Genomic DNA, 25,568 nt, shown 5'->3' on the forward strand with positions numbered 1-25,568 from the left:
GACCCTCGATAAATTGCGTCATCAACAACCTCCGTACCAAATACAGAAATTATACCATCAGTCCGGTCAGAATGGGGGAGTTTTCACACAGCCTCTCCGCTAACCAGTCGCACCCCTTCGCCGTTTCAACGCTCGCAAAGCGAAGGTTCAGCCACTCTGATCGAAAGCTCGCTTCACGACCCCACGCGCAGAATTCAAGCCGAGTACCGCCGAAAACCACACCGACGCAATACCGACGTTATACCGACGTTGCTTTTTGCGCCCTTGCCTTGGCGCGTTTGCGCTCTGCGACCACCTTGGTTGCTAGATCACGGGCAATGGCAAACGCCCCTTTGATCTTGTCGCTTTCCTTCTTCCAATCCCGCCTAACAACAATCTTGTTGTCCTTGATCTTGGCCAGCCCCTGTTGGTCCTGAATGAATTCAACCAGCCCTTGGGGCGAGGCAAACTTGTCATTGTGAAACTGTATGGTCGCGCCTTTGGGGCCGCCATCCAGCTTGGCAATACCGGCCTTTTTGCACATCTCCTTGATGCGCACGACAAGGAGCAACGTATTGACTTCTCTTGGTAATTTTCCAAATCTGTCAATCAGCTCGGCGGCAAACCCTTCCAACTCGACCTTGCCCTGCAACCCGCTCAGGCGGCGATAGAGCCCCAATCGTACATCTAGATCAGGTACATAGTCTTCGGGGATCAGAACCGGCACACCAAGGTTTATCTGCGGTGCCCATTGGTCATCCGCCGCGCTCAACCCGTCCATCTCGCCCGCCTTGATCTTGGCAATCGCTTCTTCCAGCATTGACTGATAGAGCTCATAGCCCACATCACGCATCTGACCAGACTGTTCCTCGCCCAGCAAGTTACCTGCACCGCGTATGTCAAGGTCTTGAGAAGCAAGGGTAAATCCGGCACCCAGCGTGTCGAGCGACCCCAATACCCGCAGCCGTTTTTCGGCCGTCGCCGTCAATTTGACACGCGGTTTTGTGGTCAGATAGGCATAGGCACGCGTCTTGGATCGACCCACTCGTCCACGTATCTGATAGAGCTGCGACAACCCAAACATATCCGCCCGGTGCACCAACATCGTGTTCGCCGTCGGAATATCCAGACCGGATTCCACAATCGTTGTCGCCAACAGCACGTCATACTTACCATCGTAAAACGCGTTCATCCGGTCATCCAGCTCTCCGGCAGCCATCTGGCCATGCGCCGTGATAAAGCTGACCTCTGGCACCTGATCACGCAAAAACGCTTCGATATCAGGAATATCGCTGACACGCGGCACTACATAGAAACTTTGACCGCCGCGGTAATGCTCCCTTAACAGGGCTTCGCGTATCGTGATGGCATCAAATTCGCTGACATACGTACGGATTGCCAAACGATCCACCGGCGGTGTGCCAATAATCGAAAGATCACGCACCCCCGACAGGCTTAGTTGCAGTGTCCGTGGAATTGGTGTTGCCGTTAGGGTTAGCACGTGAACGTCACTGCGCATCTGCTTCAAGCGCTCTTTGTGGTTCACGCCAAAATGCTGTTCCTCGTCAATGACCAACAGGCCAAGGTTCTTGAACCGCACCGACTTGGCCAACAACGCATGGGTACCAATGACAATATCCACCGTTCCACGCGCCAGCCCGTCGCGGGTTTTATCAGCCTCTTTTGCACTCACAAAGCGCGATAAACTTCTGATTTCCAATGGAAATCCACGAAAACGCTCGGAGAAACTCTTAAAGTGCTGACGTGCCAAAAGCGTGGTTGGCGCAATCACTGCCACCTGAATACCTGACATCGCCGCAACAAATGCCGCGCGCATCGCGACTTCGGTTTTGCCAAAGCCGACATCTCCACAGATCAACCGGTCCATCGGTTGCCCCGCTGACAAATCGCCAATCACATCACCAATCGCACGTAGCTGATCGTCGGTTTCCTGATATGGGAACCGCGCGCTGAATTCTTCCCACGCATGATGCTGTGCCTCAAGCACCGGCGCCTTACGCAAAGCACGCTCTGCCGCCACCCGAATAAGGCGATCCGCCATCTCGCGGATGCGCTCTTTCAGCTTGGCCTTCTTGGCCTGCCATGCACCCCCGCCAAGGCGATCCAACAGCCCTTCGTCATGACCGTACTTGGACAACAGCTCAATATTCTCTACCGGCAGGTAAAGCTTTGAATTTTCGGCGTATTCCAGCGCAATACACTCATGCGCGGCACCCGCGGCCGTGATCACTTCCAGCCCGTGATACCGTCCGATCCCATGGTCCACATGCACCACCAGATCCCCCGGCGAAAGCGATTGCGCCTCCGTGAGGAAGTTCTCGGCTCGACGCTTCTTGCGCGGCGCCCGGATCAAACGATCGCCCAAAACATCCTGTTCTGAAATCACCGTCATCTCCGGTGTTTCAAACCCATGTTCCAGCGCCCAAACCGCAAGATACAGCCCCGATTTGCCGATCCGCGACGCATCTGTGACATGAACTGTTTCAGCCAGCCCTTCGTCCTCGATCAGCCCGCTTAGCCGCTCGCGCGCGCCTTCGGAATAGCTCGCGACCACAACAGGACCAGCGGGCAGTTTTACGCGAACATGATCCGCTAAGGCACCAAAAAGGCTGAGATTTTCTTGCTGACGCTCTGGTGAAAAATTGCGCCCAATCCGCCCCCCGGCATCAATCACCCCCGGCCCACTGGCCCGTGCCAAAGGAGAAAGCTTCATCACACGCCGCGCCTTAACTGTGCCATTCCACGCTGCGTCATCCATATAAAGCAGACCGGGTGGAACGGGCTTGTAAACCGTATCAATCCGATTTTTCTGTTTCATTGCCAAAACGCGGGTTTGATATTGATCGTCAACCGAATCCCAACGTGCAAGCCGCGCCGCATCTGATTGATCGTCAAGGGAAATCACGGCATCTGGCAGGTAGTCAAACAACGTTTCTAACCGCTCGTGAAAGAACGGCATCCAGTGGTCAACACCCTGATGCTTGCGCCCCGCACTGACCGCTTCATAAAGCGGATCGTCGGTTCGAGCGGCGCCGAACTCGATCCTGTAATTCTGTCTGAACCGCGTGATAGCCGGCTCATCCAGAATGATCTCGCTCACCGGGGCAAGTTCAATCCGCTCAAGCTTTTCCGTAGTCCGCTGTGTCGCCGCATCAAACCGGCGTGCGCCATCCAGAACATCGCCAAACAAATCCAATCGCACCGGGCCGCTGTCACCTGGCGGATAGATGTCGATGATCCCGCCGCGCACGGCATAGTCCCCGGGCTCCATCACTGTCGGGGCTTGGGTAAATCCCATGCGCACCAGAAACGCCCGCAATGCGGCCTCGTCCACACGTCCGCCCACGTCGGCCTTGAACGCCGCCTCGCGCAGAACATCCCGCGCTGGTACGCGCTGAGTTGCTGCGTTCAATGTGGTCAGCAGGATGAATTTTGGCGGCATCCCGTGCACCAGCCCCGCCAGTGTCGCCATCCGTGTGGCGGATATGTCCGCATTGGGCGATACACGATCATATGGAAGGCAGTCCCAACCCGGAAACACCACCACGGGCATGTCTGGCTGAAAAAATGCCAGTGCTGCGCGCATTGCGGCAAGGCGCTTGTCGTCGCGTGCCACATGCATGACCGGCCCATTCGAGCGCGCGACTTCGCGCAGGATCAGTTGGGCGTCAAAGCCTTCGGGCGCACCGCCCACCTGAATGTGTTGCGCATCAGCCATCTTGACCCGGCTCCCTTTAGCCCAGCGGGGAAATCTGGAAATTCTGGTACATGCCCCATAGTGAGGTCACAAAAATAGAAATCATTCCAATGAGTTGGACCCAAAACCTATGACGCCCCAACCGCTTGCGCAGATCCTCGCCCAGCATAACCTGTTCGCGGATCTGTCTGGCTGTCCGAATGCTCAGCAAGCCGACAATCGACATTGGAAACATCAACAGAAACACCGCTTGCGCAAACTCCAGCGCATAGCCAAACCCCAGCACCGCCAACCCGGTGAGCACAAAACACGCCAACGCTATCAGCCAAAGCCCCGAGACGCGCGTAATGTAGAGGATACGGTTTACGTTCACTCGCACGACATCGTGCAAGTCGATCTCGGACTGCGCCCCGTTTCGTTTGGCGCGCAATACCATGTCCCATGGCACCCCCAGCACCCAATGGCTGGCCGACGACCAGAATACCGCCAGCGCAATCCAGAACCAAAGGTTTGAAAAGCTGCGCATGTCGATGAGTTCAAAAACGGTCTGGTGCCAGTTCAAATTCGCTGCCCTTTTGGATTTCTCACCCACATAGCGCGCCTCTGCGTCAATTCCTAGCCTTGAGATGGGGGAAAATCCGTGTCACCTCTTAGCCTGCTAAATACCCGAGGACGCCATGACGATCACGCCCCCATCCTATCCCACAGCGCGCCTGCGCAGGACACGTCAATCATCTGCCATTCGCAGCCTTGTGCGCGAGAACACTTTGACAGTTGATGATCTGATCTGGCCGGTCTTTATCCGTGATGGTGAGGGCGTAGAAGAACCTATCCCCTCAATGCCCGGTGTCATGCGCCGCTCGGTCGACAAGATCGTCGAGGCCGCACGCGAGGCCGCCGATTTGGGTATTCCGGTGATCTGCCTCTTTCCTTACACCGACCCTTCGCTCAAAACCGAAGATTGCGCCGAGGCGTGGAACCCGGAAAACCTGTCGAACCGCGCCACACGCGCGATCAAGGCCGCAGTTCCAGAGATTGCGGTAATGACCGACGTGGCGCTGGACCCCTATAATATCAATGGCCACGACGGGTTTGTCGTGGATGGCAAGATCCTCAATGACGAAACCGTCGAGGCGCTGGTGAAACAAGCGCTGTCTCAAGCAGAGGCCGGGGCCGATATTATTGGTCCTTCGGACATGATGGATGGCCGCATCGGCGCAATCCGCACAGCGCTTGAAGCGCAAGGTCATCAGAATACTATGCTGCTGTCTTATGCCGCCAAATACGCCAGCGCTTTTTACGGCCCCTTTCGCGACGCGGTGGGTGCATCCGGTGCGCTCAAAGGGGACAAGTCCACCTATCAGATGGACCCGGCCAACAGCGACGAGGCCCTGCGCCTTGTCGCCCGCGACATTGACGAGGGCGCGGATATGGTCATGGTCAAACCCGGAATGCCCTATCTCGACATCTGTCGCCGCGTCAAAGACCGTTTTGGTGTGCCTACCTATGCCTATCAGGTGTCGGGTGAATACGCGATGATCCAGGGTGCGGCGCAAAATGGCTGGATCGACGGTGAAAAGGCGATGTTTGAGAGCTTGATGGCCTTCAAACGGGCGGGCTGTGATGGCATTTTGACCTATTTCGCCCCGGCTGTGGCGCGCAAACTGTCCCAAAGGTGATCCGCGTTAACTTGCTCAAAACGCCTGTGTGCTAGTGACATAAGCGCTTCTGGCGCTTATACTGCGCCGCAGAACCGGAAAATACCGGCGGTACAACAAGACATACAGGCGATATACCATGAACAGGATCACCAGACGCAGTTTTGCGTTGTCCGGCCTTGCAGCGGCAGGCGTAACAACGGCCTGCGGCAATGGCGTGGGCAGCAACGGCGCAAACGAAATTGACGCGCGCGTCGACGCAACCCTTAACTATCTTTACACCAATTATCCAAACACCACTGACCTGCGCGGCAAGGCGACGGGCATGTTGGTCATGCCGGTTGTCACCGAGGCCGGGTTTGGATTTGGCGGCGGCTATGGGCGCGGCGCATTGCGCGTCAACGACGTGTCGGTCGATTATTATTCCGCGACCAAGGGCAGCGTCGGGTTCCAGATCGGTGCACAGCAGTACGCCCACGTTCTGTTCTTCATGACCGAAGGCGCCCTGACCGAATTCCGCCGTTCCAGCGGCTGGGCAGCCGGTGCCGGTGTGGAATATGTCATCGCCAACGAAGGCGGCGACCTGTCTGCGGAAACCACAAATCTGCTGGCTCCAGTTATCGCTGTGATTTTTGGCCATGCCGGTCTCAAGTTGGGCGCAACACTTGAAGGCATCAAATACACCCGCATCATCCCCTGATCCGCGCCCATGCGCGTGATCGAGGATATCATCTATGTCGAGCGCCCGAGCGCCTCTCTGGCGCTCGATTTGTATCTACCGGACGGCACCGCCCACTCGACCGTTTTGCACGCCCATGGCGGTGGCTTTTTCAAAGGGCACCGCGCCGGGCCACGTGTTCCCCTGTTGGCCCAACGACTCACGGACCTTGGCTTGGCATTTGCATCTGTCAGTTATCGCCTTGGCACGCCAGCCAGCACCTTTAACGATACGGACTTGCGCAGCATTCGCCAGAACTGCCGCCGCGCCCGTGACCAAGGCGTGCTGATTGCCAAACGGATGCTTGGCCCCGCCTTTGAGGCAGCCCGCCAAGACATTGGCACTGCCATTGCGTTTCTGACAAGTACCCACGCAACACATGATATTGAAACAAGCAAACTGGTGCTGCTAGGTATTTCCGCGGGCGGTATCGCTGGTCTGTCCTTGGCCTATCCGCCGGAAAACCTGCCCTGCTTTGCCAAACCAGACGCCGTTATAACCCTCGGCGCGGCCATGGTGCACCCTTGGTGCCTGTCTGAGCGCGGACCGCAGGTCCTGATGTTGCACAGTGTGAACGACAAGATCATTCCGCCGTCTACCGCTGACCTCGCCCTAACCGCTGCAACCACATCAGCCGCGCCGTTCAAGGTATTTAAATGTAACAGAAAAGGCCACAACGCTCCGGTTGTAGCCTTACTGAAAGACACGGACGAACGCGGCACATCTTACTGGGATCACATGGTCGCGACACTTCAGAGCGCCAAAGTGCTCAGTCCAACGCGCGGAGACGTTTGAGCAGGCTCGACGTATCCCAACGCCCACCACCCAATTTTTGCACATCTTTGTAAAACTGGTCCACCAGCGCCGTTAGCGGCAGGCTAGCGTTGTTTCGATCCGCTTCGTCAAGACAGATCGCCAGATCTTTGCGCATCCAGTCTACGGCAAAGCCGTAATCAAAATGATCGTCCAACATGGTTTCATGTCGGTTGTTCATCTGCCAACTTCCTGCGGCGCCGCCCGAAATCACCTCGACCACGTCGCGCCCGTTCAATCCGGCCTTTTCTGCAAAATGCAATGCCTCGCTCAGCCCTTGCAGGACACCCGCAATACAAATCTGGTTCACCATCTTCGTAAGCTGGCCCTTTCCGCTGTCTCCCAGTCTCTTGATGATGCGCCCATAGGCCTGCATTAACGGCTCGGCAGCCTCATAGTCCGAAATGTCCCCGCCGCACATGATTGACAAAACGCCATTCTCGGCACCGGCCTGCCCGCCTGAGATGGGCGCATCGACAAAACCGACACCAATTTCTTTTCCAGCCGCATAGAGCTCTGCGGTGACCGTAGCCGACACCGTCGTGTGATCGACAAAGACCGCGCCTTTGGACATGCCCGCAAAGGCACCATCCGCACCAAGGCAGACAGAGCGCAGATCATCGTCATTGCCTACACAGCTCATCACAAAATCCGCGCCAATAGCAGCTTCTCGCGGCGTGACTCCAAAACCGCCGCCATATTCCTTGGACCAGGCCTCGGCCTTCGTTGTGGTACGGTTGTAAACCACCACGTCATGTCCCGCCTTCACAAGATATCCAGCCATCGGATACCCCATCACACCCACACCCAGAAACGCTACTCTTGCCATTTGCTTTCCCCTCGCATTCATTCGTCGTAATAGTTGTCTCGCCTGAGTAGGCGGATGGCAAGAGACAATACGAAACCCAAGGCGGAGCAGTAATTTGGCGCTGATTATTCAATGGCTTCTGCGTATCGCCGGTGGCCTGGTGATTCTGGCCGTGCTGGCCGTGTCACTGGTGTATTTCCTCGCGTCCCGCTCTTTGCCAGAATACGAAAAGACACTTGTCACCCCTGCCGTTCTGTCACCGCTTGAGATTGTGCGCGACAATGCCAATGTCCCGCATATCCTTGGCCAAACTGATCAGGATGTATTCTTTGGTCTTGGCTATGCCCACGCTCAGGACCGATTATGGCAAATGATCACCCTTCGCCGCACCGCTCAGGGCCGTCTTTCCGAAATCTTTGGCAGCGCCACGGTTGATATAGACAAGCTTTTGCGCCGTCTCGACATGTATACGCTGGCCCAGCAATCGGTCTCGGCTCAGGATGCTGCCACAACAGCGGCGCTTCGGGCCTATGCCAACGGTGTAAACACCCGCATCGACGAAATTAACGCCAGCTCGCTGGGACGTGGCGCCCCGGAACTTTTTATGTTCAGCCAGCCGATCGCCCCTTGGCAGCCCGCCGACTCATTGGCCGTGCAAAAGCTGATGGCGCTGCAACTTGCCGGACATTTGCAAGACGAAATACTGCGCGCCCGCACATCACTGGCACTGCGCGACGAAAAACGGCTTGCCGATATCCTGCCCGACGCACCCGGCGCGGGTGTGGCCGCGTTGCCCGAATATGCTCAACTGGTCCCCGGTGCACAACGTTACGCCGTGACCCAGCCTGCGCCAACACATCCGCTATCACCCGTGGCACGTCGCGGGTTGGCCGGGGCGTCCAACGCTTGGGCCGCGGCCCGTGATCGCAGCGCCTCAGGCGGCACACTCTTGGCCAATGACCCCCATCTTGGCCTTTCCGCGCCTTCTGTGTGGTATCTGGCACGGCTTGAACTCAGCTCGGGCGGTGTAATCGGCGGCACCATTCCCGGCATTCCGGCAATTCTGGTGGGCCGATCTGATGCGCTCGGTTGGGGGCTGACGTCAGCTTATCTTGATGATCAGGATCTGTTCATAGAGGAGCTGAACCCGAACAATCCAGAAGAATACCGCACACCTGACGGCTACAAACCATTTGCGACCCGCAAATCAATCATCCAGATCAAAGATGAAAACCCAATCACCATCACTCTGCGCTGGACCGACAACGGCCCCGTTCTGCCGGGAACGCATTACGACATTGCGTCAATCACCCCTACTGGGCATGTAGCCGCCCTCGGTTGGACCGCGCTCAGCCCTGCAGATACGTCAACCAGCGCGGCGGTGCGCATCATGGGTGCACAGTCGGTCGAGCAGGCCCTGAAAGCCGCAGAGATTTACATCTCGCCGGCGCAAAACCTGACCGTGGCAGACCGCGATACCATTGCTCTCAAGGTGGTGGGTGCCATGCCCCGCCGAGACAGCCGCAGCCAAAGCCGCGGCCGTTTGCCTTCTCTGGGCTGGCGCAGTGAAAACCGCTGGCAAGGCATGTTCCCTTATGCCTCAAACCCAGCCTTTGTTGCCCCTGTCGGCGGCATTGTTGGCAACACCAACAATAAAGTGGTGGAACGCCCGTTTCCGCTGCATGTCTCCTTTGAATGGGGCGACAGCCAGCGGGTTCAGCGCTGGCAGCGGCTGATGCAGGGCCGACAGGTGCATACCCGCGACAGCTTTGTCGAAGCTCAGCTCGATACGGTCAGCTTTTCGGCGCGTTCGCTCTTGCCGCTTATTGGTGCGGATCTGTGGTTCACCGGTGAGGCTGCGCCTGAGGGCACCCGCGAACGTCAACGTTACCGCGCATTGTCCTTGTTGTCCGAATGGAACGGCGAGATGAACGAACACCTCCCCGAACCGCTGCTGTATGCAGCTTGGTTGCGGGCCCTTCAGGATCGGCTGATCCGCGACGATCTTGGTCCATTGGCCGATGAATATACCCATCTCGAACCGCTGTTTGTCGAGCGCGTTTTTCGGGATGTGGACGGCGCTTCAATCTGGTGCGACGTAGCTCAAAGCGCGCCGGTGGAAACCTGCACGGACATGGCCCGCCTGGCGCTGGACGACGCGCTGATCTGGGTCGAGGAACGATATGGCTCGCAGCTGGAGTCCCTGCGCTGGGGCGATGCCCATCAAGCGACCCATGACCATCAGGTGCTGGGCGACGTGCCCTTGCTGCGGTTCTTTGTAAACATCCGCCAGTCCACGTCCGGAGGCGACAACACGTTGCAGCGCGGCCGAACCAGCGGCAAAGGCGATAATCCGTTTCAGAATGTGCACGCGGCAGGATATCGTGGCGTCTACGATTTTGCCGACCCCGACAGTTCGGTCTTTGTGATCTCCACCGGTCAATCCGGCCACTTCCTGTCACGGTACTACGATGACATGGCCCAGCTTTGGCGACGTGGGGAATATATCCCAATGTCGCTGGACGCAGACCTCGCCCGAGCGGCTGCCGTTGGGGTTACACGCATCCTGCCCCCACAAAACTGATCCTCGTAAGTCGGACAAATTTGTCCGACCTACCAAGCCGCTCACAAGCTTTCGAAGGTGCGTGCCTGTCGCGCCGTCCAGAGCACGGTGATCTCAAACCCGTCATCGCCCTGCTCTTCCGCCTCAACCAACCCTTCTTTGAACAACCAAGCTCGCTCTTTGCCTTGCGCAAAGCCAAGCTTGATCACGTCGCGGCTCTTTTCCGCCTCAAGCGCTTGGGCGATGGCCGCGAACATGTCGTCCAGCCCTTCACCCGAAACAGCAGACACGGCAAATATTTCATCCTCACGCGCCGCGCGCGCCTGCAATCCTTCACGCTTTTCCGTGTCCAACAGGTCGATCTTGTTCCAGATCTCCAGCTGTTTGGTTCCTTCGCCAACACCCAGCGAGTCAAGGATCGTCATCACATCTTCGGCCTGATGTTCGCTCTCTGGATGCGCTACATCACGCACATGCAAAATCAGATCCGCCGCCAACACCTCTTCCAGCGTCGCGCGGAACGACGCAACAAGTTCGGTCGGCAAATCGCTGATAAACCCCACCGTATCCGACAGGATCACCTCGGGGCCATTGGGCAATTGCACCGCGCGCATAGTCGGGTCCAACGTGGCAAACAGCATGTCTTTGGCCATCACTTCGGCGCCAGTCACCCGGTTGAACAAGGTCGATTTGCCAGCGTTGGTGTATCCCACCAACGCCACAATCGGAAACGGTACCTTGGCGCGCGCCTTGCGGTGCAATTCGCGCGTCTTCACCACTTTGGCCAACTGTCGCCGCAGCCGCACAAGTTGCTCATCAATTGCGCGTCGGTCAGCCTCGATCTGGGTCTCACCGGGACCACCAACAAACCCAAGCCCGCCACGCTGACGCTCAAGGTGGGTCCACGCCCGCACCAATCGCGTACGCTGATAGCTCAGCGCGGCCATCTCGACCTGCAACACACCTTCTCGGGTGCGCGCCCGGTCGCTGAAAATCTCCAAAATCAATCCGGTCCGATCGAGAAGTTTAACCTTCCACGCCTTTTCAAGATTGCGCTGTTGCACTGGCGTTACCGGCCCGTCAATCAGCACCAGCTCGACCTCATGCGCATGAAACAGCGCCTTCAGCTCTTCGATCTTACCTGATCCAAACAACATCCCCGGATGCGCGCGCGGCAGTTTCACGATGGTTGATCCAACCACCTCCAGCTCGGGCAATGCATCAGCCAGCGAAATGGCCTCTTCCAACGCGAAAGAGGCCTCGCGCCGGGTATCGGCGCCGTAAATGTCGGGATGCAGGACCCAGGCTCGGGTGACCCGCGCGTCATGCTCCATCAAGAGGCGTCTTCACCCTCATAAAGGCTGATCGGCTGGGCCGGCATAATGGTCGAGATCGCGTGCTTGTACACAAGCTGGCTCTGACCATCGCGGCGCAGGAGAACACAGAAATTGTCAAACCAGGTGATCACACCTTGCAACTTGACCCCGTTGATCAGGAAAATTGTGACCGGAACTTTGGTTTTGCGAACGTGATTAAGAAATGCGTCTTGAAGATTTTGTCGATCCGAAGCCATTTTGATTGCCTTTATTCTTGCTGGGGTCATCGGGAGCGGGCAGCTTTGTTTCCAGAGTATGGAACGCAGCTTCCAGAGTTTCCAGCGATAATTTCACGGCCCGCGCAAAGCGCAAGCCCAAAAGCATCATTTGTGCCACAAATCCGGTGCCATCAGCGCGATAATGGCCAAAGTTTCCAGCCTTCCCAACACCATCGCCAGCCCAAGCACTACTTTCTCGGCATTTGCGAGCGATAACAGATCAATCGGCGCATCCGCCGCGACCTGTGTCAGCGGCCCGGTTGTCGTAAGTGCAGCAATTGCCAGCACCAGCGCCTGTTCAAAGTCACTGCCCAACGCCGCAAGGGCGGTTGTCACCGCTGCCAGCGAAATAGCAAACAGCATGAAAAACACCCAAGCCAACACAGCACCCCGGCGGCGAATACGTCGCGACCCAGCCCCCCGGCTGCCAATAACAACCGACGGATGCACAAGACGCTCCATCTCCCCCAAACCTTGCAAATACAGCGCATAAACACGCAACAGCTTGACTCCGCCAGCGGTCGTGGCAACACCACCGCCAACAAGCGCAAGACCCATCAGGATCAAACCCGGCGAATTCAGCCCCGACCAGTCGCGGGCCACATCCCATTCAGAACTCTGAAATCCGGTGGTGGTCAGAAAGCTCAATACTGTGAACAACGCACCCCAAGCCGCGCGCAACGCCGCTAGCGGATCGCGCGTTTCGTTCACGTCAAACGCCCCTACCCAATGGCGCAGAAACAGTCCCGCCGTAACCAGCAAAACCAGCGTCAACCCCATGCGAAATTCAGGATCCTGAAGCAGGCTGTCGCGCCGCACCGCCCCGGTATCTGCCGAAAAGGTCAAACGCGATAGTGCAAACAACATGAACAGAAAGATGACCCCCTCACCGGCCAGCCCCGCACCGCCGTTCTCAAGCCCCCCAACCGGGGAAATCCCGCTGGTGGACATGGTCGACATGGCGTGCATCAAGCCCGACAACGGCTGATCGCCCAGGATCATCAGCATCACCCAGATCGCCAGCGTCAGCCCAGCATAGATCGGCACCAAGACAATGGCCCCGCGCGTCCAACGCTTCATCGGGCTGGCGCGCTGCATCAGCCCTCGGTTGCCGTCAACTTTACCCGGTTCGGCCCTGGTCGTCACCTCAAAGCCACCCAGCGATAGCGGCGCAAACACGGCTGATGCGGCAATCCACATCATCAAACCACCCATCCAGCCAACAATACCGCGCCACAGATGCAACGCAGGTGGCAGGCGGTCTGTCTGTTCAAACAACGTTGCCCCGGTTGTCGTCAGGCTCGATACCATCTCGAAATAGGCGTTCAGATAACTGGTGGTTTGTATTGCTTCATAAAATGGCAAGGCCAAGACCAGCGGCAGAATGGCAAAGGCGCAGAACAGCGTCAGCAAATGGTCGATCGTGCGCGGCGCGCGCACTGTTCCAGAGATGGCCATGGCGATCAACGTGCTGACAAAAATGACAAAAATAGCGCTGTAAAAGAACATCCGCGCTTCAAAGTGGTCGTCCTGCAGAACCGCCAGAATGGCTGGCAGGAACATCAGGACACCCGAAATGGCCACCAAATGCAGGAACAGTGGGAATCTGGAAAGATGGGACAGCACCATATCAGAAGAAATCGATCGAGACCTGCAACAGCCGCTCGACCTCGGGCACGTCGGCCGCCATGCAGAACATGGCAATCACATCGCCTTCGTTGATCCGCGTGCCACCGGTAGGTTTGATCACTTCGTCCCGTTTCATAATGGCCCCGATCAGAACACCTTCGGGGAAATCGATATCGCGCACCTGCTGTCCAGCAATAGGCGACGTTGACAAAACTTCGGCCTCGATAATCTCGGCTTCGGCGTCGCCCACCGAATAGACCCCTCGCACCCGTCCGTGGCGAATATGGCGTAGGATCGAACTCACCGTTGTGGCACGCGGGTTGATAAAGGCATCAATCCCCAAGGGCGACATCAGCGGTGCCAGCGTCGGGTCATTGATCAGCGCAATCGCTAATGGGCACCCGTTTGACTTGGCCCGGACTGAGGCTAGCATATTGGTCTTGTCATCATCGGTAACGGCCAGAATGGCGTCGGCGCGTTCAACCCCTGCCTCAACCAAAAGCGCCGCATCCAGCCCGTCACCATTCAAAACAATTGTCCGTTCCAGCGCCTCTGCCGCTTTTTCCGCGGTGGCCCGGTCGCGTTCGATCATCTTCGAGCGCATTTTTCTGGCGCGGCTTTCCAACCGCTGCGCCACCATCAGCCCGACATTGCCGCCACCGATAATGATAGTACGCTCCTGCTTGCCTTGGGTCTTGCCAAACACTTCCATGGTTCGGCCCACATCCTCAACAACTGTGAAAACGTAGATCTCATCACCCGCAAACAGCTGATCACCCGGCTCTGGCGCAAACAACGACCCACCCCGGCGCACACCGACAACCACCGCGCGCAGCGTAGAAAACAGGTCGGTCAATTGGCGCAGTGGCGTGTTGAGTACCGGACAGTCCTCTTCCAGCAACAGACCCAACATCTGCACCTTTCCGTCCAGAAACATTTCCGTGTCAAATGCGCGCGGCGCAGACAAACGCTTGAGCGCGGCCTCGGCCACCTCCAATTCTGGCGATATCACCACATCAATCGGTAAGTGATCCCGACGATAGAGATCCGAGTAAACAACGTTCAAATAAGATTGGCTGCGCAACCGAGCAATCTTGCGTGGCACTGAAAACACCGAATGAGCCACCTGACAGGTGACCATATTCACTTCATCTGAATAGGTCGCGGCAATCACCATATCGGCATCCCGTGCACCGGCACGATCCAGCACGTCCGGATAACTTGCGAAACCTGCTATGCCCTGCACATCCAGCGTATCTGTTGCCCGACGCACCAACTCCGGGTTGTTGTCCACAACCGTCACATCGTTGTTTTCACCAGAAAGATGTCGTGCAATTTGCCACCCGACCTGACCGGCGCCACAGATAATCACTTTCATACCTTGCCCCTTTGGCCGTGTTACGTCTCTTAGAGAACGCTCTGCGCTCCGTCGACGGTTTCCAAAGGCATGCCAGAACGGTTCGCCAAGGTCAAATGCAAGCATTGACCCGCCCCCCGCAGATGCGGTTTGATCATAAACGTTAACAAGGAATATCCAATTGCCGGGATTCGCACGACTATTTGTCACCATCACCGCTTGCGCAGTCGCATTGACCGCGTGTGCGCCCACACATTTTTCGGGCTTTGTTAACCCCGGCACCAATGTCGATACAGTGAACCGGGACACCGCTGAATGCGATGTCGAGGCAAACACCCTGTTTCCGGCGGCGGTGTTCACCTCAACAAGTTATGGCGGTGGATACGGCTACTCACCCGGATACTGGGGCGGCTGGGGCAGCACCGTGACCGCGCGTGACGTGAACGCGGGAATGCGCAACAACCACCGCACCCAATGCATGGCATTGCGTGGCTACCAACCATATTCATTCCCAATTTGCACACAAGAGCAACTTGCTGGACGCTCTTACGCGCCGCTTTCAAAGTCTCCAACCCCTGGCCCAACGATTTGTGTGGTTACATCACCAAATGGCAACATGCTTATCGATTTGAGCAAACCCATCTAGTGCGAGGTTTCTGACATGAAGAAAACTGTATTCTTTCTCACCACCCTCGCCGTGCTCACCGGGTGCGAATACACTCCAATGTATAAAGAGGGCGCAACCCCACAGGAAACCAACGTCACTCAGGCGCAATGCAATACGTTTGCCGCCAATACCGTGCCGCCGCATATCGTGACCGACTGGTATCCGATCTATGGCGCGAATGGGCAGGTTATAGGCAGCCGCCCGGAAACATATGACATAAACGAAGGGCGTCGTCACACAGCAGTGAAAAACTGCATGCAGGAACAAGGGTTTACCCGCGCCTCGATACCATATTGCCCAAAGGATGCGCTGGAAACCAACGAATATCGCCCGCTTCCAAAATCACCGCCTTTGACAGACACAATCTGTGCCGTGCGTCAATCCGATGGCAGCCGCGTTCTGATCGATCTCAGCAAACCGGTGAACTAGCGCTCTCTAAACGAGCGCATTATCCGGCTTCGGTTTCGCTCTCGGCTTCACCGTCAGACACATGAGCCACCCGCGCGCCTGCCTTGTTCGAGGTCACAACTCCAAGTGACTTAAGCTTACGGTGCAGTGCGCTGCGTTCCATGCCGACAAAATTCGCCGTCCGGCTGATATTCCCGCCAAACCGGTTTATTTGCGTCAGCAGATATTCCCTTTCAAACGCCTCGCGCGCCTCGCGCAGTGGCAAGGTCGCCAATGCACCCGACAGCACAACCCTGTCCTCTTCTTGCGTGCCTTCGCTTTCGCTTGGCAATTCCTTGGCTTCGATTTCATCGTTACCTTCGCCCAGGATCAGCACCCGTTCGACCAGGTTTTTCAATTGACGTACATTTCCTGGCCACACCATGGTCTGCATCAATGCGATGGCCTCTTCGCTCAACGTGCGCTTGGGCAAGCCCTGCGCCTCATGCAAAGCATCAATGAAATGCGCCGCCAACATGGGAATATCCTCACGGCGCTCTTCTAGTGATGGCACCGGAATCGGGACAACATTCAGACGATGATACAACTCTTCGCGCAGGCGTCCGGCCTCTATTTCGCTCTGTAACTCGCGGTTGGTTGATGAAATCACACGCAGATCCACACGCACTTTGTCGCTGCCGCCGACCCGCACAAACTGCTGATCCACCAGCACCCGCAAGATTTTCGACTGTGTAGCCAGCGGCATGTCCGCGACCTCATCGAAATAGATCACCCCGCCATTGGCCTGCTCCAACAGCCCCGGCTCGACCCCGCGCTCAGACCCTTCGCGACCAAACAACATTTCTTCGACACGTTCGGGATCCATTCCGGCGCAATTGACTGTGATAAACGGTGCCGACGCTCGGTTGGAATTTGTATGGATAAAACGCGCCGCCATATCCTTGCCAGCACCTGCTGGCCCGGTCAGCATCACCCGGCCGTTGGATTTCGTCACCTTATCCAACTGGCTGGTCAAAGCGCGAAACGCCGCGCTCTCTCCAACCATCTCGGAGGGTGTTCCCTCTTGCCGCTTCAACTCGGTGTTTTCACGGCGCAACCGCGATGTCTCCATCGCGCGTCGGATCACCACCAGCAACTGGTCAATGTTAAAGGGTTTTTCGATAAAATCGTATGCCCCTTGCTTAATCGCAGCAACCGCAATTTCGATATTGCCATGGCCCGAAATGATCACCACAGGCACCTCAGGGTAATCCCGTTTTGCAGCCTTAAGAATGTCGATCCCATCCATATTGCTGTCTTTCAGCCAGATATCGAGGATTAGCAACGCAGGCTGTTCCGCCGCAATTTCCGCCATCGCGTCATCCGAATTGCCTGCTAGACGTGTACTGTACCCTTCATCCTGCAAAATATCCGAGATCAACTCGCGGATATCGCGCTCATCGTCAACAATCAGAATATCACTCATAAGACCTCACCTTTTTCTTTCACTTCGCCTGCGCCGCTAGGGGTCCGGTTTGCCAACGGCAAACGGATCTCCGCCAGTGCACCGGCATGGGTATTTCCATCAAAAATCGGCGCATCCAACAGGGTCAGCGTTCCGCCATGCTCTTCGATGATTTTCTTGACGATCGGCAGGCCCAGTCCGGTACCCTTTTCACGCGTCGTCACATAGGGCTCAAACAACCGCGCACGATCTTCGGGCAAACCAATCCCGTTATCTGCAATCCGAATGAACACTTGATCATCCTCCAGCGTGCAGGACACATCTATCTGCGGGACCAGCCCTTCCGGAGCGCCTTTTTCCTGAAGTGTTTCAATGGCTTCTCCCGCATTCTTGATCAAGTTTGTCAACGCCTGAGAAATCATCGTGCCGTCAAGATCCGCGTGAATCGGCCCTGCCGCAATGTCCTTTTTGAACATCACGTCCGGCTGTCCGGATTCTTGCAACAACACCACCCCGTTCAGCAATTCAATCACATCAATGGTCTTACGTTCCGGCTCAGGCATCCGTGCAAACTTGGAAAACTCGTCCACGATCCGACGCAGATCATTGGTCTGGCGCACGATCACATCCGTCATCTGCTCCAGCGTTTCGCTATCCTCGCCCAGCTTGCTTGAGAATTTGCGCCGAATGCGTTCTGCAGACAGCTGAATTGGGGTCAGCGGGTTTTTGATCTCATGGGCAATACGGCGTGCCACGTCGCCCCATGCAGCCATGCGCTGTGCCGTCACAAGGTTGGTCACATCGTCAAAGGCAACCACGTACCCCTCCAGCGATCCATCGTCGCGCCGCCTGGTGGACATGCGCACCAACAAGTTCTCCAGCTTACCGGCCCGTGTGGCCTTGATCTCTTCCTGCGCCACCTCACGCCCGCTCGTTTTTAGTTCTTCGAACATCGCGCCAAATTCCGGCACCGCCACGCTCAGCGCCAGCGTCTGCCGGTCATCCGACCACCCCAGCAGCCGCTCTGCAGACCGGTTCACAAAGGCCACACGCCCCTCGCTGTCCAGCCCGACAACACCCGAGGTCACAGAGCTCAAAACAGAATCAAACATGCGTCGGCGTCGTTCGATCTGGCGGTTGTTGTCCAAGAGTGCGTCACGCTGCCCCTTAAGCTGACGTGTCATCTGGTTAAAATAACGCCCCAGCATGGCGATCTCGTCGTCGCCATCCTCTTCCAGAACCTGCACATCCAGATCACCCGCACCAACCCGCTGTGCAGCACCCGTCAGGCGACCGACAGGTCGCGACAATCGCTCAGCAAACCACATGCCCATCCAGATCGCCGCCAAGATCAGGATGACCGCAAACCCAAGATAGATAAGGCCAAACTCAAACAGCATCCGCCCGCGTTCACTCTCAAGCTGATAATAGAGCTGCGAGGTTTCGCGTGTTTCATCCAACAGCGTAAAAATTTCGGCATCCACATCGCGGCTGACGTAAAGAAACCGATCCACAAACGCATCCAGCCGCACCAGCGCGCGCAGCTCGCTATTCTCAAGGTCGCGAATAATCGCAATGCCTTCGTTGATCGCGGTCTCAAAATCCTCTGGCTCGGGCTGTTCAAAATAAAACAGATATGATCCATCACCTCGCGCCCGGATTTCTCCGGTGCCATCGATCACATAGGCCAGCTTCAGACCCCGCTGAATCTGGCTCTGACCGCTGGCCAGCACCACGCGAATATCGCCTTCATTCATGAAAAACGAGGCCCGCCGATTGCCGTCCAGAAAATCCGCCAACGCGCGAGCGTCAATCTCAAGCCCGTCGACATGCTCGCTCTCATACGCTTGTGCCGCCGCCAGCGAATTGCCGATCACCTGCCGGACACGTTCACTAAACCAGCCCTCAAGCCCGATGTTCACCGTCAAAACCGCAAATACGGCCACCGTCACCGTCGGCACCAGCGCAAGCGCGGCAAAGGCCCCGGTCAAACGCATATGCAGCCGCGACCCGGCCGAGCGTGCGCGGCGCGACGCGACCATGCGCGCCACTCGGTTCAACACCAGCGCGGCAACGGCCAGAACGTACACCAGATCTGTCAGCAGGATGGCTCGAAGTGCATCAGAACTGGCGCCTTGCCCAAACGGGCCAAGAATAAGATACGTGCTCAGCGCCAAAACCGGACCCAGGACAATCAAGCCCCAAGTCGCGACATTCTGGACACGCCTCTGACGTCGCAGACGCCTAAATCTGGCCCAAGAACTGGTCTCCGCCCGGCTTGCCACCCGACACCCTCAACTGATTTTGTGTCGCTTACGCGACATACCGCCATATTTTGTGATCTTCGGGCCTTGCGGCCTTTGTGTCACTGTTATGTGGCGTTTTTACATCAATTTGCGGCGCCGTGTCACGTGAATATCCAGATCGGTGATCTTTTTGCGCAAGGTATTGCGGTTGATTCCCAAAAGATCGGCACATTTAGCCTGATTTCCACCGGTCGCATCCAAGGCGATTTCGATCAATGGCAGCTCAATTTCCCGCAAAATACGCGTATATAGACCCGCTGGCGGCAACATGTTGCCATGCAAATCGAAGTAACGACGCAGATGGCGCGCCACAGACGCCGAAAGTTTTTCAGTGTCCTCGCCCCCTAACAGTGGCCCAACCTGTGGCTGAGACCCCAGAACTGATTCTGCCTCTGTGCGCGCTATCTCTTCTGCGCGCGCAGTCAAAACCAGACGCCGCACCGCGTTTTCCAACTGGCGCACATTGCCGGGCCAGCTGTAGGCCCTGAACAGCTCCATCGCCTCATCCGAAAACACCCGCATTGGCGCGCCTTCACGCTCTGACCGGGTCAGGAAATGCGCCACCAACAGTGGAATATCATCGACCCGTTCTCGCAAGCTGGGCACATGGATCGTTGCACCGTTCAAGCGGTAATACAAATCCTGCCGTACGGTGCCTTTTTCCATGGCATCACCCAGGTTGCTCTGGCTTGTCGCCATAAATCGCGGACTGCCGTCGCCTGGATTGTCTATCATACGCACAATCCGCGCTTGGATCTCATCATCAATGTCTGAGATTTCGTCGAACAGGATTGTGCCACCCTTGGCCTTCGCCAGCACCTTTACCGGCCCCTCCAGATCGGTCAGATCCGCGGCGTTCACCACAACAAATGGCAGGTTGCGTCGATCCGAAAAATCGTGAATCTCGCGAGCAATCAGCGACTTACCCGTGCCACTTTCACCTGAAATCAACACTGGCAAATCCGTGTTCATCACTCGTGCGACCAAACGGTAAAGCGCCTGCATTGCCGCTGTGCGCCCAACAAGCGGCAATTCTTCCGGCCGCTCGCCGTCGTCTTGAGACGCAAGCGGAGTGCGACGTTTCTGTTCCAACGCCTTGCCTGTGCGTTTCATCAAGTCAGGCAGGTCAAATGGCTTTGGCAAATAATCATACGCCTCGGCCTCGGCGGCCTGAATGGCGGTCATAATCGTGTTCTGCGCCGAAATCACGATCACCGGCAATCCGGGTCGATCCTCGGAAATCTTGGGCAACATCTCAAGGCCATTGCCATCCGGCATCATCACATCAGTGATCACCACATCGCCCTTGCCCTCACCAACCCAACGCATAAGCGTCGTTAGCGAAGATGTTGCGTGCACTTTGCACCCTGCCCGCGTCAGGGCCTGCGTCAGAACTGTGCGAATTGTGCGATCGTCGTCAGCAACGAGTACGGTCCCGTCCATCAGGGGCTCTCCTCATATTTTCTTAATGTTTCTTTTCCGGCACGCGGCAGCGACAAGCGGAACACGGTGCGCCCGGGCACACTGTCCACCGTAATGAGGCCGCCATGATCCGAGATTATCTTGCTGACAAGCGCCAGCCCTAGCCCGGTTCCATTCTCTCGTCCTGATACAAACGGATCAAAAACGTCACCCTTGATGTCTTGCGGCAGGCCCGGCCCGTCATCTATCACTTCGATCTGCAATGGTAGCGGTTGGCCCGAACCATCCGCCCGGCGCAGTCGGAAAGAATGTTCGTAATAGGTTTTGAGGCGAATTATACCATTCTTATCAGCAGCTTCCGACGCATTCTTCAACAAATTCAAAACCACCTGCAACAGCTGATCCGCATCTCCTTCTGCGGGCGGCAACGACGGGTCATATTCCTCGATAATGGCCATATGTGCGCCAAACCCGACAAGGGCCGAGCGGCGCGCGCGATCCAGAACATCGTGAATATTGACCGGCTTGGCTTGTGGCGGCGACAGATTGCCAAACTGCTCAACCTGTTCCAACAGCTTCACTATCCGACGGCTTTCCTCGACAATCAGATCCGTCAGTTCCAGGTCATCCGGTTGCAGATTCATTGACAACAGCTGCGCAGCCCCGGTGATCCCGGCCAATGGGTTCTTGATCTCATGTGCCAGCATTTCTGCCATGCCAATGGCCGACTTTGCAGACGATTTCACACTATGGCTGCGCGTCATGCGTCCTGCCAATTCACGTGACGAAATCAGAAACAACATGTGTTCCGGCGCATCCGCCAACGGGGCAATCTGAAGGTTGCATTGTACCGGCGGACCGTCCCCCGTGCCCACATCCGCATCATTCACGAACAAAGGCGTGCCATTTGAGCGGGCCCTATGAAACGCCTCTTCCAGGGGGGCGTCGATCATGACCTTGTCCCAGATCGGCTGACCCGCCATCGTTTTGGACGACGCGTTCAAGAATCCTTCTGCCGCAGGGTTGATCGCAACAATCGTGTCCGTGACATCCACCAACAGCGCCGGCACCGGCAAGGAGTTCCAGATCGAGGCGTCCCGGATCATGCGGCCACATCCTCTTGCGGGTCCTGCGCCAGCGCATCGGCCAGTAGCTCTAGAACCTCCTTGGGATCTCGCGCGGTCAAAACCCGCCGCCGCAAAGCAGCTTGTGTCCCGACTTCGTCCATGTACCACCCCAAATGCTTGCGTGCGACGCGCAAACCTAAATCTTTGCCGTAAAACGACAAAATTGCCTCGTAATGCCCGCTGACCTTATCGACCAGCGCGTGGCCCTCAGGCACAATCGGTGCCTCAGTGCCAAAAATATCTGCTGCGATCTGCGCCAATATCCAAGGACGTCCCTGCGCCCCACGCCCGACCATCACACCATCCGCACCTGATGCCGCAAGGGCGGTACGTGCGCTTTCAGTGCCAAGAATATCGCCATTGGCGATCACCGGCAGCGACACTGCGTCCTTGACCTGCGAAATCGCCGCCCAATCCGCAGCCCCTTTGTAAAATTGGCATCGCGTGCGCCCGTGGATAGTGACCATCTGCACACCCGCCGCTTCGGCGCGTCGCGCCAATTCCGGCGCGTTCAACAGGGCATCGTCCCATCCCAGCCGTGTCTTAAGCGTTACTGGAATTGAAACCGCGTCCACCACAGCCTCAATCAGGCTCAGCGCATGGTCCAGATCTTTCATCAACGCCGATCCGCTTGCACCCGCGCCACTGGCGCTGGTCACTTTCTTGGCTGGGCAGCCCATGTTGATGTCGATCAGCACTGCGCCATTCGCCTCAACCTGTCGTGCCGCCTCGGCCATCCAATGCGCGTCACAGCCAGCAATCTGCACCGACGTATTCGCCCGCCCAAACCCCAGCTCCGCCTTTTCGCGTACACCTGGCTTGGCTTGCACCATCTCTTGACTGGCGATCATCTCGCTCACCACCAGACCCGCACCAAAGGATGAGACCAGATCGCGAAACGGGCGATCCGTGATCCCGGCGAGCGGTGCCAGAAACACCGGTGGCGATAACGAAAGATGTGCGACTTCTACGGTCAACTGCTTAATCCTTGTGCATACTTAACGGGCTAACCGACTCACGGCCCAATCTCAACAATCGCAACGCGATATTTGTAGCGGATTTATGCAATTGATTAAAAATTAGGCAACTTCAAGGGGGCGATTGCCACTCTGACTTGCACGTTCATAAACGGCGCGCTCATGACATTGAAGATCCCACCAGTTCAAACTGGCTCAAAATCTCTGTTGTCAGACGGCGTTTGGCGATTCAAGTCTCGCGCAAACTGCGATAAACAGACACCATGAACACTCCCTTGATCAAGACCGCCGCCGTAATTGTGGCTGCCGGACGTGGCACGCGCGCAGGCGCGGGACTGCCAAAACAATGGCGCCCGCTGGCCGGACGTCGAGTGGCCGACTGGACATTGGCCGCCTTTCAGGCTCATCCGCAAATTGACCATATTGTCTTGGTCGCCCACCCTGATGACGCCATTCACACCGACACATTGAATGTGCCGGTTGTGCACGGCGGCGCCACCCGCGACGCCTCTGTTCGCGCTGGTCTTGAGGCGCTGCGAAATCAAAACGTCACCCATGTTCTCATCCACGACGTGGCCCGCGCCGGGATCAGCGCCAATACTATCTCCGCAGTGATTGACGCCCTGCAAACCGGCGCTACCGGCGCAGCCCCCGCTTTGCCAGTCACCGACGCGCTTTGGCATGGCGTCGAAGGCACCGTCTCTGGCACTCAATCCCGTAAGAACCTTTTTCGCGCGCAAACGCCTCAAGGCTTTGACTTTGCCGCCATTCTTGCGGCCCACCACGCCTTTACCGGCACTGCGGCGGATGACGTCGAAGTCGCACGCACTGGCGGGCTTGACGTTACCATCGTGCCGGGCGACGAAGGAAACCTAAAAATCACCACCCCAGACGATTTTGCACGTCTGGAAACCCACTTGCGAGGCAAAATGGACATCCGATTGGGCAATGGCTTTGACGTGCACGCTTTTGAAGAAGGAGATCACGTTACCCTGTGTGGTGTCGCGATCCCTCACACCAAAGGCCTCAAGGGACACAGCGATGCCGATGTTGGTATGCACGCCGTGACCGACGCCATCTATGGCGCACTGGCCCAAGGCGATATTGGCCGTCACTTCCCCCCGTCCGAGGCGGAATGGAAAGACGCTGACAGCGCCATATTCCTGCGCCACGCCGTCGAACTGGCCAGCTCAATGGGCTACGCTATCTCAAATGTCGACTGCACCCTGATCTGTGAGCGCCCCAAGATTGGTCCTCACGCGCCTGCCTTGACGGCCCGCATGGCCGAAATCATGACCCTTGCCCCTGATCGCATTTCGATCAAGGCCACCACGTCCGAACGCCTCGGCTTTACTGGCCGCGAAGAGGGCATTGCCGCCTTGGCCACAGCAACACTGGTGAAAACATGAGCAGACAAATCGCAACATTCTTTGGTGTCGGCCTTTTGCCTTGGGCACCGGGCACATGGGGGTCGCTTGCGGCCCTGATCCTCGGCTGGGGAATCGAGCGTTACCTTGGTTTCTGGCCGTTAGTTGTGGCCACCATCCTGTCCATTGTCGCCGGTTTCTGGGCCTGCCGTGCGGAATTGCGCGACAAACCCGGCGATGACCCGTCTGAGTTTGTGATCGACGAAGTGGCCGGCATGTGGATCGCGATGCTGTTCCCTGCGGCGGCGTTTTACTTACGCGATATGTCCATGGTCTGGCCCGGCCCCATCGCCGCCTTCCTGCTTTTTCGTTGGTTCGACATCAAGAAGCCGTGGCTTGTGGGGCGCGCCGACCAACGCCATGACGCGGACGGCGTCATGCTTGATGACATCTGGGCAGGCGTCTTTGCCGGTGTTGTCACGCTGATCATCGCCGCACTGTTCCATGTGTTTCTGATCTGATGTCTCAGGCCGCCGACATTCTGCACCTCTGCACGTCCAAGGGTCTGCGCCTAACCGCGGCCGAGAGCTGTACCGGTGGCATGGTCGCTGCCGCGCTCACCGATCTGCCCGGCTCATCCGCCAGTTTCGAGCGCGGCTTTGTCACCTATACCAACACCGCCAAGACCGAGATGCTGGGTGTATCGCCCGCCACCCTTGCCGCCCATGGCGCAGTGTCTGAACAAGTCGCCCGCGAAATGGCCCTTGGCGCGCTGACCAACAGTGACACCCATATCGCCGTTTCGATCACCGGCATTGCCGGTCCCGGCGGGTCCGAGTTTAAACCCGAAGGGCGCGTTTGCTTTGGCCTGGCCGTCCGGACACCATCTGCAATTGAAGAGTGCAGCACCGAAACAATCGAGTTTGGAGCTTTGGGCCGTGATCAGGTCCGCTTGGCGGCGCGGAATCATGCGTTGTCGCTGCTTTCGCGGGCGGCCTCCGCATTTTGATGCA

21 protein-coding genes are annotated in these 25,568 nt (G+C 57.2%); 9 read left to right on the forward strand and 12 right to left on the reverse strand.

The window, feature by feature from the left end; translation table 11 throughout:
* Nucleotides 1-238: 238 nt before the first annotated feature.
* Nucleotides 239-3,718: a transcription-repair coupling factor gene (mfd, locus tag CLV88_RS19315; RefSeq protein WP_106610051.1), complete on the reverse strand. Its 3,480-nt coding sequence runs from the start codon at nucleotides 3,716-3,718 to the stop codon at nucleotides 239-241.
* Nucleotides 3,719-3,734: 16 nt separating this feature from the next.
* The gene (locus CLV88_RS19320; protein ID WP_106610052.1) at nucleotides 3,735-4,259 is read right to left on the reverse strand and encodes a component of SufBCD complex; all 525 of its coding nucleotides are present in this window, start codon (nucleotides 4,257-4,259) and stop codon (nucleotides 3,735-3,737) included.
* A gap of 115 nt (nucleotides 4,260-4,374) precedes the next feature.
* Here CLV88_RS19320 and hemB point away from each other — a divergent pair, with 115 nt between their 5' ends.
* The 3 genes from hemB to CLV88_RS19335 all read left to right on the forward strand — a co-directional run bounded on the left by hemB (nucleotide 4,375) and on the right by CLV88_RS19335 (nucleotide 6,868).
* Complete coding sequence (hemB, locus tag CLV88_RS19325; protein ID WP_106610053.1) at nucleotides 4,375-5,376, forward strand: porphobilinogen synthase; 1,002 nt, start codon at nucleotides 4,375-4,377, stop codon at nucleotides 5,374-5,376.
* A gap of 118 nt (nucleotides 5,377-5,494) precedes the next feature.
* Nucleotides 5,495-6,055, forward strand: coding sequence for a lipid-binding SYLF domain-containing protein (locus CLV88_RS19330; RefSeq protein ID WP_106610054.1), 561 nt, complete (start codon nucleotides 5,495-5,497; stop codon nucleotides 6,053-6,055).
* Nucleotides 6,056-6,064: 9 nt separating this feature from the next.
* Nucleotides 6,065-6,868, forward strand: a complete 804-nt coding sequence (locus CLV88_RS19335; RefSeq protein WP_106610055.1) for an alpha/beta hydrolase family protein — start codon at nucleotides 6,065-6,067, stop codon at nucleotides 6,866-6,868.
* On the opposite strand, the gene CLV88_RS19340 is transcribed toward CLV88_RS19335, so the two are convergent.
* Nucleotides 6,843-7,715: an NAD(P)-dependent oxidoreductase gene (locus tag CLV88_RS19340; RefSeq protein ID WP_106610056.1), complete on the reverse strand. Its 873-nt coding sequence runs from the start codon at nucleotides 7,713-7,715 to the stop codon at nucleotides 6,843-6,845. The two genes, CLV88_RS19335 and CLV88_RS19340, sit on opposite strands and share 26 nt — an antisense overlap.
* Nucleotides 7,716-7,809: 94 nt before the next feature.
* Here CLV88_RS19340 and CLV88_RS19345 point away from each other — a divergent pair, with 94 nt between their 5' ends.
* Nucleotides 7,810-10,278: a penicillin acylase family protein gene (locus tag CLV88_RS19345; protein WP_106610057.1), complete on the forward strand. Its 2,469-nt coding sequence runs from the start codon at nucleotides 7,810-7,812 to the stop codon at nucleotides 10,276-10,278.
* Between the two features lie 41 nt (nucleotides 10,279-10,319).
* On the opposite strand, the gene hflX is transcribed toward CLV88_RS19345, so the two are convergent.
* The 4 genes from hflX to trkA all read right to left on the reverse strand — a co-directional run bounded on the left by hflX (nucleotide 10,320) and on the right by trkA (nucleotide 14,858).
* Nucleotides 10,320-11,591, reverse strand: coding sequence for a GTPase HflX (gene hflX / locus CLV88_RS19350; protein ID WP_106610058.1), 1,272 nt, complete (start codon nucleotides 11,589-11,591; stop codon nucleotides 10,320-10,322).
* Nucleotides 11,591-11,830 carry an RNA chaperone Hfq gene (gene hfq / locus CLV88_RS19355; RefSeq protein WP_008204623.1) on the reverse strand — a complete coding sequence of 80 codons (240 nt, stop codon included), beginning with the start codon at nucleotides 11,828-11,830 and terminating at the stop codon, nucleotides 11,591-11,593. Before hfq ends, hflX begins: the two co-directional genes overlap by 1 nt.
* Before the next feature lie 126 nt (nucleotides 11,831-11,956).
* Nucleotides 11,957-13,480, reverse strand: coding sequence for a TrkH family potassium uptake protein (locus CLV88_RS19360; protein ID WP_207797109.1), 1,524 nt, complete (start codon nucleotides 13,478-13,480; stop codon nucleotides 11,957-11,959).
* 1 nt (nucleotide 13,481) lies between these two features.
* Nucleotides 13,482-14,858 (reverse strand): Trk system potassium transporter TrkA, encoded by a 1,377-nt coding sequence (gene trkA, locus CLV88_RS19365; RefSeq protein ID WP_106610139.1) that lies wholly within the window; start codon nucleotides 14,856-14,858, stop codon nucleotides 13,482-13,484.
* Nucleotides 14,859-15,018: 160 nt separating this feature from the next.
* Between trkA and CLV88_RS19370 the strand changes: the two genes are divergently transcribed.
* Nucleotides 15,019-15,483, forward strand: coding sequence for a hypothetical protein (locus CLV88_RS19370; protein ID WP_133170012.1), 465 nt, complete (start codon nucleotides 15,019-15,021; stop codon nucleotides 15,481-15,483).
* Nucleotides 15,484-15,498: 15 nt separating this feature from the next.
* Complete coding sequence (locus CLV88_RS19375; RefSeq protein ID WP_106610060.1) at nucleotides 15,499-15,933, forward strand: membrane lipoprotein lipid attachment site-containing protein; 435 nt, start codon at nucleotides 15,499-15,501, stop codon at nucleotides 15,931-15,933.
* 19 nt (nucleotides 15,934-15,952) lie between these two features.
* On the opposite strand, the gene ntrX is transcribed toward CLV88_RS19375, so the two are convergent.
* From ntrX to dusB, 5 genes are all read right to left on the reverse strand, one after another.
* Complete coding sequence (gene ntrX / locus CLV88_RS19380; protein WP_106610061.1) at nucleotides 15,953-17,377, reverse strand: nitrogen assimilation response regulator NtrX; 1,425 nt, start codon at nucleotides 17,375-17,377, stop codon at nucleotides 15,953-15,955.
* A complete protein-coding gene (locus CLV88_RS19385) occupies nucleotides 17,374-19,641 on the reverse strand; it encodes a sensor histidine kinase NtrY-like (protein ID WP_106610062.1) in 2,268 nt (755 codons plus the stop codon). Before CLV88_RS19385 ends, ntrX begins: the two co-directional genes overlap by 4 nt.
* Before the next feature lie 99 nt (nucleotides 19,642-19,740).
* Nucleotides 19,741-21,105, reverse strand: a complete 1,365-nt coding sequence (locus tag CLV88_RS19390) for a response regulator (protein ID WP_106610063.1) — start codon at nucleotides 21,103-21,105, stop codon at nucleotides 19,741-19,743.
* The gene (locus tag CLV88_RS19395) at nucleotides 21,105-22,190 is read right to left on the reverse strand and encodes a two-component system sensor histidine kinase NtrB (RefSeq protein ID WP_106610064.1); all 1,086 of its coding nucleotides are present in this window, start codon (nucleotides 22,188-22,190) and stop codon (nucleotides 21,105-21,107) included. The genes CLV88_RS19390 and CLV88_RS19395 overlap by 1 nt, the downstream gene beginning before the upstream one ends.
* Nucleotides 22,187-23,188 (reverse strand): tRNA dihydrouridine synthase DusB, encoded by a 1,002-nt coding sequence (gene dusB, locus CLV88_RS19400; protein ID WP_106610065.1) that lies wholly within the window; start codon nucleotides 23,186-23,188, stop codon nucleotides 22,187-22,189. Before dusB ends, CLV88_RS19395 begins: the two co-directional genes overlap by 4 nt.
* A gap of 278 nt (nucleotides 23,189-23,466) precedes the next feature.
* On the opposite strand from dusB, the gene CLV88_RS19405 reads away from it, so the two are divergent.
* Genes CLV88_RS19405 through CLV88_RS19415 form a run of 3 tightly spaced genes read left to right on the forward strand, consistent with a single transcriptional unit; the run spans nucleotide 23,467 to nucleotide 25,564 of the window.
* A complete protein-coding gene (locus tag CLV88_RS19405) occupies nucleotides 23,467-24,597 on the forward strand; it encodes a bifunctional 2-C-methyl-D-erythritol 4-phosphate cytidylyltransferase/2-C-methyl-D-erythritol 2,4-cyclodiphosphate synthase (protein WP_106610141.1) in 1,131 nt (376 codons plus the stop codon).
* On the forward strand, nucleotides 24,594-25,076 hold the full coding sequence (locus CLV88_RS19410; RefSeq protein ID WP_106610066.1) for a phosphatidylglycerophosphatase A family protein: 483 nt from the start codon (nucleotides 24,594-24,596) through the stop codon (nucleotides 25,074-25,076). The genes CLV88_RS19405 and CLV88_RS19410 overlap by 4 nt, the downstream gene beginning before the upstream one ends.
* The gene (locus tag CLV88_RS19415) at nucleotides 25,076-25,564 is read left to right on the forward strand and encodes a CinA family protein (protein WP_106610067.1); all 489 of its coding nucleotides are present in this window, start codon (nucleotides 25,076-25,078) and stop codon (nucleotides 25,562-25,564) included. The genes CLV88_RS19410 and CLV88_RS19415 overlap by 1 nt, the downstream gene beginning before the upstream one ends.
* Nucleotides 25,565-25,568: the final 4 nt, after the last annotated feature.

It is taken from the genome of Shimia abyssi (assembly GCF_003014475.1).
Lineage (GTDB): Bacteria > Pseudomonadota > Alphaproteobacteria > Rhodobacterales > Rhodobacteraceae > Shimia > Shimia abyssi.